13 protein-coding genes are annotated in these 17,781 nt (G+C 32.7%); 12 read left to right on the forward strand and 1 reads right to left on the reverse strand.

All coding sequences use genetic code 11. The features are described from left to right. The first annotated feature begins 106 nt into the window (after window positions 1-106). The 11 genes from EV214_RS04875 to EV214_RS04925 all read left to right on the forward strand — a co-directional run bounded on the left by EV214_RS04875 (window position 107) and on the right by EV214_RS04925 (window position 13,613). The gene (locus tag EV214_RS04875) at window positions 107-1,489 is read left to right on the forward strand and encodes a sigma-54 interaction domain-containing protein (RefSeq protein WP_243116552.1); all 1,383 of its coding nucleotides are present in this window, start codon (window positions 107-109) and stop codon (window positions 1,487-1,489) included. A 246-nt stretch (window positions 1,490-1,735) separates the two neighbouring features. Next, window positions 1,736-2,773, forward strand: coding sequence for an L-erythro-3,5-diaminohexanoate dehydrogenase (kdd, locus tag EV214_RS04880; RefSeq protein ID WP_132243290.1), 1,038 nt, complete (start codon window positions 1,736-1,738; stop codon window positions 2,771-2,773). Window positions 2,774-2,932: 159 nt separating this feature from the next. Continuing rightward, window positions 2,933-4,186, forward strand: coding sequence for a lysine 2,3-aminomutase (gene kamA / locus EV214_RS04885; protein WP_132243292.1), 1,254 nt, complete (start codon window positions 2,933-2,935; stop codon window positions 4,184-4,186). Window positions 4,187-4,215: 29 nt separating this feature from the next. Further along, entirely contained in the window at window positions 4,216-5,250 is a 1,035-nt protein-coding gene (gene kamB, locus EV214_RS04890; protein ID WP_132243294.1) for a lysine 5,6-aminomutase reactivase subunit KamB, read from the forward strand. Window positions 5,251-5,252: 2 nt separating this feature from the next. After that, window positions 5,253-6,875, forward strand: coding sequence for a lysine 5,6-aminomutase reactivase ATPase KamC (gene kamC, locus EV214_RS04895; protein ID WP_132243296.1), 1,623 nt, complete (start codon window positions 5,253-5,255; stop codon window positions 6,873-6,875). A gap of 179 nt (window positions 6,876-7,054) precedes the next feature. Beyond that, window positions 7,055-8,611 carry a lysine 5,6-aminomutase subunit alpha gene (gene kamD / locus EV214_RS04900; protein WP_132243298.1) on the forward strand — a complete coding sequence of 519 codons (1,557 nt, stop codon included), beginning with the start codon at window positions 7,055-7,057 and terminating at the stop codon, window positions 8,609-8,611. Next, entirely contained in the window at window positions 8,611-9,378 is a 768-nt protein-coding gene (kamE, locus tag EV214_RS04905; RefSeq protein WP_132243300.1) for a lysine 5,6-aminomutase subunit beta, read from the forward strand. The genes kamD and kamE overlap by 1 nt, the downstream gene beginning before the upstream one ends. Window positions 9,379-9,473: 95 nt before the next feature. Next, window positions 9,474-10,613: a hypothetical protein gene (locus EV214_RS04910; protein WP_165916245.1), complete on the forward strand. Its 1,140-nt coding sequence runs from the start codon at window positions 9,474-9,476 to the stop codon at window positions 10,611-10,613. Between the two features lie 38 nt (window positions 10,614-10,651). Beyond that, complete coding sequence (locus EV214_RS04915; RefSeq protein ID WP_132243304.1) at window positions 10,652-11,611, forward strand: carboxypeptidase regulatory-like domain-containing protein; 960 nt, start codon at window positions 10,652-10,654, stop codon at window positions 11,609-11,611. Window positions 11,612-11,665: 54 nt separating this feature from the next. Then, complete coding sequence (locus EV214_RS04920) at window positions 11,666-12,370, forward strand: cohesin domain-containing protein (RefSeq protein WP_132243306.1); 705 nt, start codon at window positions 11,666-11,668, stop codon at window positions 12,368-12,370. 79 nt (window positions 12,371-12,449) lie between these two features. Continuing rightward, entirely contained in the window at window positions 12,450-13,613 is a 1,164-nt protein-coding gene (locus EV214_RS04925) for an S-layer homology domain-containing protein (protein ID WP_165916246.1), read from the forward strand. A gap of 35 nt (window positions 13,614-13,648) precedes the next feature. On the opposite strand, the gene EV214_RS04930 is transcribed toward EV214_RS04925, so the two are convergent. Further along, complete coding sequence (locus EV214_RS04930) at window positions 13,649-14,770, reverse strand: stalk domain-containing protein (protein WP_132243310.1); 1,122 nt, start codon at window positions 14,768-14,770, stop codon at window positions 13,649-13,651. Window positions 14,771-15,132: 362 nt separating this feature from the next. Between EV214_RS04930 and EV214_RS04935 the strand changes: the two genes are divergently transcribed. Further along, complete coding sequence (locus tag EV214_RS04935; protein WP_132243312.1) at window positions 15,133-17,778, forward strand: IPT/TIG domain-containing protein; 2,646 nt, start codon at window positions 15,133-15,135, stop codon at window positions 17,776-17,778. Window positions 17,779-17,781: the final 3 nt, after the last annotated feature.

Below are 17,781 nucleotides of genomic sequence, written 5' to 3' on the forward strand. Positions count from 1 at the left end.
GAAAGCTGCCTTTATTTTCAATTAAGTGACAAGAATTCGGCACTTACTGATGAAAATCTGGCATTGGATGGTGATGGGAATGGATTTAATTTTTTCAAAGGAGAATATGGAAAAAATTTTAGATCATGTAGAAGAAGGCATCGAGATGATTGATGCAAGAGGACGTATTATTTATCTCAACAAAGCAGCTACAGAGTATGAAGATATTAGAAGGGAGGAAGCAATAGGAAAATATATGTTAGATATATATCCTTCTTTAGCGCCAGAAACAAGTACATTATTGAGAGCTATACAAAAGGGGATACCAACATTTGATATACAGCAAACCTTCTTAAACTATAAGGGCAAGAAAATTACTACGATTAACTCATCTTTTCCAATAAAAGTGAAACAAAAAATTATTGGCGCCATTGAAATATCCAAAAATATTACAGATGTAAAGGAATTATCAGAAAAAGTAGTAGCCCTTCAAGAACAATTATTAAGTAAGGGGAAAAATCGAAAGAAAAAGGATGAAGGAGACAGCGCAAAATATACATTTTTTGATATTGTTGGAAAAAGCAAAGAGATCACAAAAGTAAAAGGATTAGCAATGAAAGCAGCACAAACATCTTCTCCTGTATTGATTTATGGAGAAACAGGGACTGGAAAAGAATTGTTTGTACATGCGATGCATACTGCTAGCACGAGAAGAAATAAACCTTTTATTGCGCAAAATTGTGGCGCATTGCCAGGTACTTTGCTAGAAAGTATATTGTTTGGAACCATAAAGGGAAGCTTTACAGGAGCAGATAATAGAGCAGGATTATTTGAATTAGCAAATAGCGGTACATTATTTTTAGATGAAATTAATTCAATGCCGCTAGAATTGCAGGTAAAGTTATTAAGAGTGCTTCAAGATGGTACGATTAGAAGGGTAGGAGATAGTAAAACAAGGAAAGTAGATGTAAGAATTGTAGCTGCTAGTAATGAAGAGCCTTTTGTTGCTGTGGAAAATAAACGCCTCAGAAGAGACCTTTATTATCGTTTAAACGTTGTAGGATTAAGACTTCCAGAACTTAAAGAAAGAAGTGGAGATATGCCGATTTTGGTTAAATATTTTGTTGATCGATTTAACAATCAACTCAATAAAACGGTGAAAAAGGTATCGGATGAAGTTGTTGAAATATTTGAAAACTATGATTGGCCTGGAAATGTACGAGAATTAGAGCATATTATTGAAGGGGCGATGAACTTAATGGATGGAGAGGAGATTACTGTTGATTGTTTGCCTATGCATTTTGAAAAATATAATAGAAAGAATTTAGAAAAAACAATGGATATAAAAAATGTCCCTTTAAAGACAGCGCTGCAGAATCTTGAAATAGAAATGATTCGAAAAACGCTGAAAGAATGGAATGGAAACATTAGCCATGCAGCAGAGGGTCTAGAAATACCGAGGCAAACCCTACAATATAAAATCAAGAAGTACAAAATAAAGAGAGAATAAAAGTAAGTGCCGGAAATTTGGCATTTAAAAATAAAAAGATCTCTGATTTGCGATAAATTCGAGAAAACCTTTTCCAATCTATAAAATTAAGAAAGTCATGAATGTAAGCTATATAGTGGTTTTCATTTTTTTTATGTTTTCTTGTTAAATATAAAACAACTTTGGCACGATGATTGCTTTATATGTTAGCGATGAATAAATAGTGAAAAAATAAAAATGATATAAAAATATGAGGAGGAATTAGAGATGAAAAAAGGATGTCCTTACGGAACACACAGAGTAATAGAGCCAAAAGGAGCATTACCACAACCAGCAAAAAAAATAGACAACACAATGGAGCTTTACGACAATGAAATTTTAATTGATGTACAAACTTTGAATATTGATTCAGCAAGCTTTACACAAATCAAGAGTCAAGCAGATGGCGATGTAGAAAAAATTAAAGAGATTATGTTAAACATTATTGCTGAAAGAGGAAAGCATCAAAACCCTGTGACAGGTTCAGGTGGTATGCTAATCGGAACGATTGAAAAAATAGGACCTGCACTTGAAGGAAAAATTGATCTTAAAGTAGGAGATAAAATTGCTACATTAGTATCTCTTTCATTGACACCACTTAGAATAGATGAAATATTAGCAGTAAGAAAAAATATTGATCAAGTAGATATTAAAGGAAAAGCAATATTATTCGAATCAGGAATCTATGCAGTCCTTCCAGATGATATTCCAGAAAATCTTGCACTTTCGGCATTAGATGTAGCAGGGGCACCAGCGCAAACTGCAAAATTAGTAAAACCAGGAGATACGGTGCTAATTATCGGAGGAGCAGGTAAATCAGGTATGTTATGTTGCTACGAAGCAAAGAGAAGAGCAGGGGTTACAGGCAAAGTAATCTGTGCAGGACGTAGCCAAAAAAGCTTAGACAATGCAAGAAGAGCCAATGTAGCAGATATATATGTAAGCATTGATGCAACAAAGCCTGTTGAAGTAATGGAAAAAATAAAAGAACTTACAAACGGAGAAATGGCTGATGTAACAATCAATAACGTAAATATTCCTGATACTGAAATGACAAGTGTTTTGGCTACAAAAAATGATGGGGTAATCTATTTCTTCAGTATGGCAACAAGCTTTACAAAAGCTGCATTAGGTGCAGAAGGTGTCGGTTCTGATGTTGCAATGATCGTTGGAAATGGTTATACAAGAGGACATGCAGAAATAACGCTTCAAATCATGAGAGAAAGCAAAGAATTAAGAGAAATTTACGAAGAACTATACGCATAATAAGTAAGGTTTTGTAGGTATTCTAAAAATACAGTATAATAGCTATGTACATATAAATAAGGGATAATCAAAAAAATAAATGGCTTTGTTGGATCATTCACTTATTTTGATTATCCCTAAAATGATTTTGAGAAATTAATCATAAGGGGGTTTTATAGTATGAGAAATTACAAAGAGATTGAATTATGGAAAGATATTACACAAGACCAATGGGATGATTGGCATTGGCAAGTAAGAAATAGAATTACTACTGTAGAGGATCTGAAAAAAGTTATTAACATTACAGACGACGAAGAAGAAGGAATCAGAGAATCATTAAAAACATTAAGAATGAGTATTACACCATATTATGCATCATTAATGGATCCAAATGATCCGGAATGTCCTGTAAGAAAGCAAGCAGTACCGACAATCCTTGAAACACATAAATCAGATGCAGACATGGAAGACCCACTTCATGAAGATGGGGATTCTCCAGTTCCTGGACTTACACACAGATATCCAGATAGAGCACTTATTTTAATTACAGATCAATGTGCAATGTATTGTCGTCACTGTACAAGAAGAAGATTCGCAGGACAAAATGATGATGCAATGCCTATGGAAAGAATTGATAAGGCGATAGAATACATTAGAAATACACCTGGGGTAAGGGACGTATTATTATCAGGCGGAGATTGTTTGTTAGTTAGTGATGAGACATTAGAATACATCATCAAGAAATTAAGAGAAATTCCACATGTTGAAATCGTAAGATTAGGATCAAGAACACCTGTTGTATTACCACAAAGAATTACACCAGAACTTGTGAATATGTTAAAAAAATACCATCCAATTTGGTTAAATACACACTTTAATCACTCAAAAGAAGTAACACCTATAGCAGCAAAAGCCTGTGCGTTACTTGCAGATGCGGGTGTACCACTAGGAAATCAATCTGTACTTTTAAGAGGCGTTAATGACTGTGTGCATGTAATGAGAAAATTAATGCATGATCTTGTTAAAATGAGAGTAAGACCTTACTATATCTATCAATGTGATCTTTCAATGGGTATTGAGCACTTTAGAACACCTGTATCTAAAGGAATAGAGATTATCGAAGCATTAAGAGGACATACTTCAGGATATGCAGTACCAACATTTGTTGTAGATGCACCTGGTGGTGGTGGAAAAACACCTGTAATGCCTCAATATGTCATTACACAATCACCAAAGAGAGTGGTACTTAGAAACTTTGAAGGTGTTATCACAACTTATACTGAGCCTGAGCCATATAAAGAAGCGTGCAATTGCCCAGTATGTAAAGCCGAAAGAGCGCACAAAATTACTGGTGTAGGAGGATTGTTACAAGGAAATCAAGTAGCACTTGAGCCAGTAGATCTTGAAAGAAGAGAAAGAGGACATCACGAGTAACAGCTAATGTTTTCAAGGGGGAAGACTGCATGCAGTTAATGGATATGATACAAAATCGCCATAAAGTCATTTCTATTGTGGGAATGGCAAAGAATGCTGGAAAAACAGTAACACTCAATCGCGTTATTGATGAAGCCATGGAAAGAAATATTCGAATAGGGATTACCTCCACAGGAAGAGATGGAGAAAATCAAGATCTCGTCACAAATACAGAAAAACCTATGATTTATGTAGATGAGGGAACACTCATTGCAACGACCGAGGGAACCCTTAAATATACAGAAGCGAAGCTAGAAATCTTAGAAGTAACAAATGTGAATACTTCTATGGGAAGAATTATTATTGTTCAAGCAAAAACTTCTGGATATGTACAGATTGCAGGGCCCAATACAAATCGTGAAATTAAAAGTGTATGTGACAAACTTTTAACATATGGAGCAAAGTTAGTAATTGTAGATGGTGCGATTGATCGTATTTCGTCTGCTTCTCCATCCGTAACGGAGGCTACGATATTGGCTACGGGAGCAGTAATCAGTCGCGACATGAATAAGGTTATAGAAAAGACGATGCACCAGATACAATTGTTTTCTTTGCCAAAAGTAGAAGATGACGAGATTCGAAATCTATCAGGGATGATTATTGATGAGAAAGGCTATGCGATGATTGGTGAGGAAAATGATGTAACATCCCTTTCTATTCAAACAGCGCTAAATAGTGGAGAAATTATTGGAAGAGCCATAAAGGACGATACAAGATATGTGGTCATTGGAGGATCTTTGGTAACCAATACACTAAAATCGATCATGTGTAGCACAAGAAAATACAAAGAAGTCATCTTTGTTGTAAAAGATGCGACAAGAATATTTATTTCATCAAAGGATTGGATGTTTTTTAAAAAAGCTGGCATTCAGATTTATGTGGTAGATAAAATTGAACCATTAGCAGTTACAGTCAACCCCTATGCACCACAAGGTTACTACTATCAACCAGAAGAATTTTTACAAAAAATGAAACAATTTTTAGGTTCAATCCCTGTTTTTGATGTTGTGTTAGGTGGTGAATAAATATGTTTCTATCCGATCGTGTATTTAAAAATCTAGAACTTGATTATATTTTCTCTCGGATTACGGTATATACGCCTTTCGGAGAGCAATGTAAAAAAGAGATGAAGCCCTTTTTACAAGAGAACAAAGAAGCGCTTTTAGAAGAATATGAGCGGATTGAAAAAGTAGCCATGCTGATTAAAAAGCATAGATATACTTTAGTAGAAATGCGTAATATCTTTAAACATATTAAGGATTTAAGAGGTTCTTTTAAAAGGATAGAAGAGAATGAAGTATTAAGTACTGTGGAATTGTTTGAAATAAAAAGTTTTCTATTTTTACTTTCAAAGCTTGATGAAATCGTCACGAAGTTAAAGTGGAACGTGCCAAAAGATTTAAAAATCATGCCTATGCCCAGGTTGACAGATCTATTAGATCCGGAAAAAAATGGTGTCAATACTTTCTATATATATGATGCTTATTCTGAAAAACTACAAAAATTAAGAAAGCAAATGAAAGATATTGAAAGCCATATAAAGCGTTCCCAAAAAAACTTGAGAGAAGATTTAGAAAAAGCGTTGAATGTGAAGATAAGACCAAATGGTGAAATTTCAGCAAATAAAAGTGATGTGCATAAGATTAAAGAACTCGAGAAATGCCCTGGACTTATGTATAGTTCAGAAACCTATATGAATATCACTTTTAAGGTGAAGTTAGATGAAAGCATGGATGAAAAATTCAAACAATTAAACGAATTAAAACTTCAAGAAGAAGAAGAAGAATTTACTGTAAGAAAGGCCTTAACAGAGTGGATTAAAAAGCAAATAGTGGGGATTTATGACAATGTAAGAGCCATTGGAAAGCTTGATTTGCTCGTTGCTAAAGGGTATCTTGCGGTAGGTATAGAGGGTGTAAAACCAAAAGTTTTAGATGAAGAAAACCTTACGATTGTAGATGGAAGACATGTTAAAGTATCTGACACGCTTCGAAAACAGGGAAAAATATTTACACCTATTTCTGTAAACTTAAGAAAAGGGGTAACTTGTATTACAGGCGCTAATATGGGAGGAAAGACAATATCTCTTAAATTAATTGGCGTATTAAGTGCTATGGCACAATTTGGACTTTTTGTTCCAGCGAAGGAAATGACTTTTTCATTAAAGGATTATATCTTTTTCTCTTTAGGTGATTTACAGTCAACAGATATGGGACTTAGTACATTTGGTGCAGAAATATTAGAGATTAAAAAAATTATTGAAAGATCAAGTGAATTAGGACTGATCTTAATAGACGAATTGGCAAGAGGAACAAATCCAGCAGAAGGATATGCCATATCAAAAGCACTGATTCATTTTTTAAAAAATAAAAAGAATATTACAGTGATTACTTCTCATTTTGATGGTTTGACAGATGATGAAGGGGTGTATCATCTTCAGGTAAAAGGCCTTGATGGCATCGATTACGAAAACTTGAAAAAAGAAATAGAATCGGTTTGTCAAATAGGGATAGAAATCGTACACAAATATATGGACTATCGATTGATTGAAGTAAAAAATAGAAATAAAGTGCCACGAGATGCAATTAATATTGCAAGATTGATGGGACTACAAGAAGAATTGTTAAAAGAAGCAGAAAGCTATCTGTAAAATGGTTAACGGTTAGCCGTTAGCATTTGTCCAACATAGATGATAATGTCTAAAGTTAGCGCTTTATTAGGGGTAACTGCTAATGGCTAACTGCTAACTTTTGAGCAACGGAAATTTCGTTAATGATCTGAGTAGCTACGATAGTTGCATGCGAATCTTTTATAAAGGGAGGAAAAATAATGCAGAGTAAACTAAATCTAGACCAAAGCCTTATTGAAAAGGCAAGAAATTCTGCGAGACAAATTGCAGAAGATACACAGTTTTTTATTGATAAACATACAACGGTAGCAGTAGAAAGAACGGTTGCTAGACTTTTAGAAATAGATGATGTAGATGAAATCGATACGCCGCTTCCAAATGTTGTAGTAGACAATATTAAAGAAGGTGGAGGACTAGGACTCGGAACATCTTACTGGATGGGTAATGCGATGATTCATACAGGAAAGAATCCACAAGAAATTGCTCAAATGGTTTCAACAGGAGAAATTGATTTAACAAAAGTACCTGTTGCAGATTATACAAAGATACAAGAAAAGGTAACTGTACTTGCGAAAAAAATGGTAGAAAGAATTAGAAAAAATAGAGAACAAAGAGATGAATTTTTAAATACATTAGGAGAAGGCCCTAGACCTTACTTATATGTAATCGTTGCAACAGGGAATATTTACGAAGATGTACTACAAGCACAAGCTGCTGCAAAACAAGGTGCAGATATTATTGCGGTAATTAGAACGACAGGACAAAGTTTACTTGATTATGTACCATATGGACCGACAACTGAAGGTTTTGGTGGAACTTATGCAACACAAGAAAACTTTAGAATCATGAGAAAAGCATTAGATGAAGTAGGTAATGAAGTTGGAAGATATATAAGACTATGTAACTATTGTTCAGGATTATGTATGCCAGAGATCGCAGCAATGGGTGCGATGGAAAGATTAGATGTAATGCTAAATGACGCATTGTATGGTATTTTATTTAGAGACATTAATATTCAAAGAACATTAGTAGACCAATATTTCTCAAGAATTATCAATGGTTTTACAGGGGTTATTATCAATACGGGAGAAGATAACTATTTAACAACCTCTGATGCAGTAGAAGAAGCCCATACAGTACTTGCTTCTCAATTTATCAATGAGCAGTTTGCACTCAAAGCAGGACTTCCAGAAGAGCAAATGGGACTAGGTCATGCGTTTGAAATGACACCAGATCTTAAAAATGGATTTTTATTGGAGCTTGCGCAAGCACAAATGGCAAGGGAGATATTCCCAAATGCACCGCTTAAATATATGCCGCCTACAAAATATATGACAGGAAATATTTACAAAGGACATATCCAAGATGCATTGTTTAATATGGTTGCAATCATGACAAACCAAAGCTTACAGCTTTTAGGAATGTTAACAGAAGCAATCCATACACCCCTGCTTCAAGATCGTGCATTATCTATTGAAAATGCAAAATATGTATTCAACAATGCAAGAGATATATCTAGTGAAATAGAATTTAAAAAAGATGGCATTATTCAAAAGCGGGCACAGGAAGTACTGGCAAATGCAGCAGATATGCTAGAGCAAATTGAAAATGAAGGATTATTTGAAACCATCGCACAAGGAAAATTTGCAGGTGTAAAAAGAGCGATGGATGGTGGAAAAGGCCTTGAAGGCGTTACATTAAAACAAGAAAAATATTTCAACCCATTTATTGAATTGATGTTAGGAGGTGCAAGGTAATGGCAATAAACCAAGTAGATTTAACAAAAATAAAGCCATATGGAGATACAATGAATGATGGAATGGTGCAACTGTGCTTTACGCTACCAGTACCTTGTGGAGAAGAAGCAAAAGAAGCTGCTAAACGTCTTGCTTCAAAAATGGGATTAGAAGAACCAGCAGTAGTAGATGCTAAAGACCTTGGTGTAGGCTATACCATGTTTGTTATGTATGGTAAATGCCAACATACAGTAGACTATACAGTAATTGAAGTACCAAAAGTAGATGTAGAGGTAATGGATAAATATGGCGTAGAAGACTTCATCAAAGAAAATATCAAAAGAGATGTTGTGATCGTTGGTGCCTGTACTGGAACAGATGCCCATACTGTAGGCATTGATGCGATCATGAATATGAAAGGCTATGCAGGACACTATGGACTTGAACGTTATAAAGGTGTAGAAGCAATCAATCTAGGAAGCCAAGTGCCAAATGAAGAATTTATTGCAAAGGCCATTGAATTAAAAGCAGATGTATTATTGATTTCTCAAGTGGTTACACAAAAGGACATACACATTCAAAATCTTACAAACTTAGTAGAATTACTTGAAGCAGAAGGGATTCGAGACAAAATCGTTCTAATTTGTGGAGGTCCTAGAATCAATCATGAACTTGCAAAAGAATTAGGATTTGATGCAGGTTTTGGTTCAGGAAGCTTTGCGGAAGATGTCGCATCTTTTGCAGTGAATGAAATTGTCGATAGAGGACTTGTGGATATAAGTAGATAGATAAAAATAAAAAAATACTTAAGGCAGACTGCCGTGAGTATTTTTTTTCGTTTTTGGCAAAAATGGCTAATAAAAAGCAAAAAGGAGAAGATGAAGTGAAATGCAGGGCGTTTTTCATTTTAATGATGATACTAGGAGGTACGCGATGTTTTTATGGAGAAGTACTATGCAACAATGGAACCGTAGCGCAAGCTGTGTATGGAAAGGTGTATGAAGAAATGAATAACATAGTAGATGAGGAAATAGGTGAAACCGTATATCAAGCAGTATATGTAGACGATCAATGTGGAAAAGATCATTTTTCACGTTTAAATGAGGCCATAAAATATGTGAAGGAGGGAGGAACGATCTATTTAGGCAAGGATATCATTGTGTATAAACCTATGCAATTCTCAAAAGCTATTCATATAATATCTTTCCCTTTAAAGGGGAGTCATATTGAAATCAAGAACAAATATGATCTCTTATTTAAATTAGAAGATGCAGCTTACTTTAAAATGGAAGGTGTTCATATTTCAGGATTAATGAAATCGAGTGTAATAACAGGACATGCAGAAAAAATCTATATAAAAGACAGTGAATTTTTTCTATGTAATCCGATCATCATCACACGGGGTAAAGATTATAATATAGATATGGAAGGAAATACAATAATTGATGGGAGAATAGATATAAATCCTTCTGTTGGAAATAACAACATAAAATTAGTGAACAACACATTTAAAGTGAAAAAAAATTTGAACAATGCAATCACTTTTAAAAATACGAATGTGTATGGATACGATAATACAATAGATTGTACTTCTGTTGTGTTTAAAAAAGGAGAAGCAATAGAAGTGGATATGCAGAATAATGTTTTTTCTGGAAAAGAGGGAAAGATATTTATAAAAACAGATAGTGACCATATCCATTTTAATAGAAACCAAATACTGAAAGATTTTAAAGATGCAATATATTATAGGGGTTTAGGGAAAGCAGATTTTACCCATAACTGGTGGGGAAGTAAAACAGGCGCTAGTGAGCTTATAGATAAAGAACATATAGATTGTAGATATTGGGCATTATTTGAAAACTTCAAAAGATTTGAAGAGGACCCTTATACCTTAGAGGATTTGGGACAAGCTTGTAAGGAAATGGGGAAAACAATCGATGATGAAAATTGGATTTATAATATGAAAGAAGATGATCGCATTAATCTATTAGATGTTATTGGGGTTATTCGAGAAATAGAATAAATATAAAATGATGAAGGATCAGAAAGGGTGTTTTTTAAATGAAAAAAATTGTAAAAAGCATGTGCATAATTTTGATAGGTTTACTCAGTACTTCTATATTTTCATATGCACAAGAAAACGAACTTACATTAAAAGTAAATAAAGAAAAAGTAGCTATAGAGGATGAAATACTTGTGAATATTATGGCGGAAAATTCAGAAAATATTGCAGGCGCAAATATTCAAATAAATTATGATGGTCAAAAAATGAAATTAATAACAAAGAAGATTTTGTTGGAAGAAGAAAATATTATTAATATACAATGCGCAAATAGGGATTTACAGGATTTAGACAAATTGCAGGATGGAGAGGGAACAAGTAAAATTATATTTGGATTTAAGAAAAATAAAGCACTGATCAATGAGAAACAAAAGGCCTTGGCAACCTTTATATTTAAAGCAAAAGAGGTAGGAGAAGGAAGAATTGCTTTAGGAATAGAAAGTCAATTGATTCAAGAGAAAAATAGTAATGGTGCTTTAGACTATGTTTATACAAATCCAAAAATACAACAGGAAGATACAATTATCTATATTGAAAATAAAGGAAAAATTAGTGGAAATGTTTCAACAAGTGATGGATTTAATATAGACAATACGAAAATCAAGCTATTGAAAGATGCTACCGAACTACAATCTATTACACTAAAAAATAATACATATATGTTTACAAATGTAGAAGATGGAAGCTATACAATTATTGCTGAGAAACAAGGCTATGAAACATTTCAAAAAGACATCATGGTAGTAGCGGGGCAAAATTTCTTATTAGATTTTGAACTTCAGAGGATCAAAGAAGATATAGATCGAAATGGTAAGATTGAATTAGAAGATTTGGTTTTTATGGCTTCGAGATTTGGGTTAGAAAAAGATGAAGCCGGATGGCATGATGACGCAGATGTGAATAAAGACCATATTATTGATATGAGAGATATTCTATTTATTAGTAGAACTTTAGAATAAGAATGTTTAAATAGGATCCTATAGAAAAATAATTAGAAAGGAAAATGTAAAATAATGAAGAAGGTTATATGTATTTCACTCATATTTTTCAATCTGGCGTTTATACACGTAGATGCATCGCATGGAACTGCAAGATTAGAGACAGATAAAGAAAAGATTCAACAGAATGAAAATTTTACTTTAAGCTTTTATATGGATGGCTTAGAAGAGGTTTATGGATTTGAAATGTATATCCACTACGATGATTCATTTTTGATGCCGCTACAAAAAACACTATGTTTAGATGAAGGGTTACTAACAAAAGATCTATTTATTGTTACCAATAAGATCAATAATAGAGAAATGGTATTGGTAGGGACTTTGCTTGGAAAAGAACAAAAAATAAAGAGTAGTAGAATCTTTTATGCGCCATTCAAAGCATTAAAGGATGGTACTACTCGGGTTACAATAGATGCTTTAAAACTACTGAATGAAAATGGAGAAAAGTTAAAAGTTATCTCAATACATGAAGAAATTTTTATTGCCCACGAAAAGAGTGGAAAAAAGAAAAGCAAGGACCATACTGAAAATAGTGCAAGTGATAAGGGTGTATATGTGAATATACAAGATGAAAATGTGGATAATATAAAAATTCAAGCCATAGATATCCACAAAATAGAAGAATATAAGGATAAAATATGCAAATCAAATATCCTAATTATACCGGCTGAGACAATCAAATTTTTATACAAAGTATTAGAACTTCTTGATGTTTGGTGATGCTAAAAAGATATTCAACAAAGAACGGTATTTTGACGAAACATATAATAGAAAAATAATAAATCAAAGAGGTGGTACGATGAAAAAAAAACTTTCTTTTATTTGTATACTTATGATGATTATCCTCCTAAATCCTCTATTTAATGAAGCATACTTTAGCTATGGAATAGGAACGGATTATGAGGGGGTAAGTAATTATGAGTCTCTGTACAAAAACTGTTCGTTTTCAGATTTGGGAAATCATTGGGCAAAGAAACCCATTATAAAGATGAGTGCCCTTTCTGTTATAAGGGGAATGGGAAATAATAAGTTTTATCCGAATGCGACATTAACAAAGGAACAAGCAATCATTTTATTGGTTCGGTTTATGGGATTAGAGGACGAGGCACAAGTTATTGGTCAAAAGCTTATGAAGGAAATAGATACAGGAAAATACCAATTTGCTTCATCTCAAGATCATTGGGTAGAGGGGTACATAAAAATAGCACAGAGCAAGAATATCATTACAAAAAAAGAGATAGATAAAATAGTAGAACTATCAGATAAACAAAAAGATCTTATAGAAGACAAAGTGGGTGAAAAAATATTAGCTTATGCACAAGATGAGGATCTTACAGAAGCACAAGTTAAAAATATAGAAAATAGTATACGCAAAAACTTAGAGCGAGATTATACATGGAAACAAGGAAGAAATCGTGAAGAAATAGCGTTATGGATAGGAAGAGTGTTAGAACTTGAACCTATTAATGGAGAAGAACAACAGATGATCTATACAATGAAAGATTGGAAAAACATAGAAACCTCGGCGATTCCTGTGATCGAAGCAGTATTACAAAAAGGGATTATGAAAGGGAACACAAAAGGATATTTTAGACCTCAAGCGTCTATTGCGCGAGGAGAAATGGCAGCACTATTAGATAAAGCTTCTGAAAATATGCTTAAAAAAAGAGGATATAAAATCATATCAGGAACTGTTGAGAATGTTGAAAACTATGTTACAACTGAACAGGATATTGTTTCAACTAAGTTTATAGGGGTTGAAAATAGGGTGATTACAGTCAATAATGAAGATGACAGCTATTCTACAATAATAGCAAAGAAATCAAGCTGTAAAGAATTTAATAAAGGATTTTTAGTATATAAATATGGATATTTAGGTTTACCAAGAGACATAGAAACTGATGATTATGTAAAATATTTTATAAACAATCAAGGGGAAATTATATATGTAGAAGTAGAATGAAAAATCTGCTAGTTTTTTACTAGCAGATTTTGTGTTTAATACTCATAATCGTAACTGTTTTTAATTTCATTAGCACTATCGTCATAAGTATAGTCAGCAGTTCGATCTTTGTCTTTATCTTTAACGTATATATTAATATCTTTGTTATATTTTTTATCAATTTCAGAACAAATATTGTCTATAAAATTCCTAAACTTTTTCTTATCTCGGTCTTTCCATTCATCATCTGTACGGTCAAAATCTCCATACATTTTCACGCTAATTTCGCTACTATATTCGCTTAATTCATAATCAGAAAAATACATGGTTCCGCCATCGTTTTTATGACTTTTATAATCATCTTCTAATAATTTTTCTAAATCATCAAGATCTTCGTCATCATCATTGCTGCTTGAACCGTCATAAACATATTCTTCAGTGAGGTCATCTTTACTAACATCGTATGTATATTCAGCAGTTCGCTTACTATCTTCGTCGTAGACAATCACTTCAATATCATCACTAAAATGTTCATCAACTTCTTCACATATATCTTCTATGAAGTCTTCGAAATCTGATTTATCTCGATCCTTCCAGTATCTAGATGTCCGTTCGAAGTTTCCATACATTTTTACGCGAACGCTATCATTGGATAATTCACTTAATTCATAATTATTAAATTCTAAGGTTCTGCTATTATTGCGATGCTGATCAAAATCATCTTCTAACAGCTTTTCTAAATCATGGAATTGGCTACTGCTACTACTGCTACTACTGCTACTATTGGAAACTTTATTGTTTCTTAAAATATCTAACTCAACTTTTTTCTGACTTAATTGAAATTTTAAGTTTGCAATTTCTAAGTTTTTTTGGTCTAATTCGTGTTGAAGGGTGTTAATACTAAAACGGTTATTGTCATTAGAGGATAAATTCATAACCTTATTCTTATCATCCCACTGAATGCCAAAACCCATGTTACTAGCAATATCATTGATTGAAACATAAACCTGGCCGTTGTAAATAAAAGGTCTGCTGTAAAAGCCTAAGGGCTTGCTATCAAGATTGATTTTAATATCGTAAAACCAAGCTGTGATTTTTTCGCTGTACCCAGCACTAGTACCTATGATTGTACTAAAAATAAAAATCAAAACAAGTGTAGTGATAAATTTTTTCTTCATAGTGTGATACCTCCATATCTGCGCATATCATTATTTACCATATCTTTACTTAATCTTATCATAAAAGTACCTTATTACTCAACCATTTGACAAAAATGATTATATAGAACCACATTTATAGATTTAATGAAATTGAAATAAAATTTATGGGAAATATTTGGTAGAATGATAGGGAGGGAAAAAGATAAAGAAAAGTTGAAATTTGACCGATACTTTTACTAAGGTGTATTTATAGAAAAGGGTCAAAAGTTGTAGGGTTTTATGCATGGACTGTACAAATAGAAATGCATATGTAAATATTTATAAAAGATAAATTACAAACTACAAAAGGGGGACAGCTGCATAATTATGCAGAAAATAATATGAGAAAACATCAATTATTTTGTTTATTTATGGTAACGATTTTGATTTTTATGGGGATACCGATTCAAAGTGCTTATGCGGATATCACGCAGATTAAATTTACTTCAAGTTTAAATGGAACGGATGATATAAAAACACTCGAAAATAATAATCTAGATGTTGGAGATAATATTTTTGTTAAATTCCCAGAAAAAGTTGATATTGAAGGTATATTGAAAGATAAAATTTATATTTATGAAGTATTAAAGAATAAACTTAATCCTAATACAACTGTTTTTTCTTATGTTTATAGTCGAGATAAATATGTTTCTGAAAATACGATAAATATAATGAAAGAAATAGATATGGACGCCAAAATAGTAGAAGGAAACGAAGATACCATTGAAATCAATCCAAAAGAAGATTTAATTCCTTTAAATGAATATAAGTTGATGATAGAAGATGATATTTCTACTACCTTCTGGACAAAAAGCGCATCAGAAAACATAATTCCAACTTGGAATGTAAATGAAATGGATGCTAGGGATAAAAAGGAAGATACGCAGTCAGATACAAAATCATATACTTTGACAGATGTTCCAATATATAACATGAATAATCAACCGATTATATTATATGTAGAGGGAGAAGTGCTTTTAAATGTAGATTCACAAATGTTTTTAGAAGATCAAGTTTATCAAGGCGCACTTAAGAACATAACTTTAGAAGATAGCTATGATTCAAAGCCAGTAGGCATTGAAAAATATGAGCTAGAATATATAGATGAAAAAACAAAGATAAAGTTATATCCCGCTTATAGAGATCCGAATAATCCAGGAGAATATTTAAAGGAAAAGCTAGACAGTGGGAAATTATACAAATTATATATTCCACAAGGAACATTTGAAACAAGAGGAAGAAAGGTTTTAGAAGCTTTAACACTAAATCTTTATACAGAACCTGATCCTACTATAGAAAAAACAATTGCGTATCTAGAAGATCATTATATGAGCATAGAAGATTTAAAGAAAGAAGAAAAAACTTTTGTTGTAAAAGGAGCAAACTTTCATCATAAGGTTGTAAAAGCAACTTTAAAAAAGGGCAATAAAGAACCCTTAGATATTCAAGATGTAACATTCAAAGATCCATCAAGGATTGATGTACATATCCGAAATGAAGTGAAAAATAAATTATCACAAGATGATTATATAGGAGACTATGAAGTATGCATTACATTTGATGATGCACCCTTAACAGTGGCAGATCATGTTTATAAAACAATAAGCAGTGTACACGATTCTTCTTATAATGGAACGGATAAAGAAGATAAGCTTTATCTTCATATAGGAAAGGGAAAACCAATCGTAAAAGGATGGGTTCCAACGTCAAAGAATATAGATGAAAAATCTTTAAAACATGATACATTAGATGATGTTACGAAAGATAAATATTTCATCAAGCTTATTTTTGATGATTCTGATAACAAACTAACTTTTTCAAATATAGATAATTTGACAAATTGTATTGTCAGACCCGTAGGTGGTGCTGGAAATGTAGTAGATACACAGTTTATCAATGATATATTAGAAATGTCTAGTGAAAAACAAAAAACTTATAAAGAAAATTATATATTTAAAAAAGAAGGACAGCAGGCAACATTGTATATTCCAGTAAAAGCTTTAAGAGCGCAGACAACCTATCAGGTGTTTATTTCACCAGACATTGTATTTTATGAAGATATCTATGAAGGAAATGCTCCCATTAATGATTGGACTTTTTCAACAAATGTAAAGCCTTTAGTGAAAGAAATTTCAGTAGGGAGTATTCCAGAGGATTATGATGAAGATGAGCCTTTATACATTTATGGAGATTTTTTCAGTAGTGATAGCGGTAAAATAAAGGTATATTTTAACGATATTGAAGCGGAGTCTGTAACGGTGGTAAGCGAGAATGAATTGAAGGTTTTTCTTCCAGAAGGAAGCGACCGTTTAGACCCAGGTATTTATGATATTATTGTTCAAAATGATGAAAATCATAAAAGAACTGTAAATGGGTCTATATCTGTTATCAAGTCAGGAGACAAAGAAGATATTCCAAATGAGGAATACAAAATTAAAGAAGATGGAAGCATTGGAGAAGTCAGAAGTAATTTGAAAATGAGTGAAGATACGCTACTCATTTCCCCAAGTGATATTAATGAGAGGGAATTAGAAATTGATTTAGATAAAATAATGGGGACAGAAGTGCTTACGCGAAAAATCCAGTATGAAGGAGATAAACGGTATAACATAGGGATGTTAAAAACAAAATCAAAATGGGCAGATATAACGCTTTATGGTTTAACCCTTGATCCTTATGCAGAGAATGATGAAATTATGGTTCGAATTGGAAGAGTTGAACCTTCCGTGACGAAAATGTTAAAGACAAAGCTTAGGGGAAAAGGAATAAAATCAGAATTTATACAGGTTACAGGAGAAAATTATAAGATGAAAAACATACAAATTAGTATGTCTCTTAAATATAGTAATGGCAAAAACATTAAGGTTTTAAGATATGACGAAGATACAAGAAGCTTTTATGAAAACAGATTTACAGTAAATCTAGTAGATAAAAAAATTGAAATGTTAAGTCCATACAAAGGAATATTTGTAGTCGTAGGAAACTAGAAA

This window comes from Marinisporobacter balticus (genome assembly GCF_004345705.1).
Taxonomy (GTDB): domain Bacteria; phylum Bacillota; class Clostridia; order Peptostreptococcales; family Thermotaleaceae; genus Marinisporobacter; species Marinisporobacter balticus.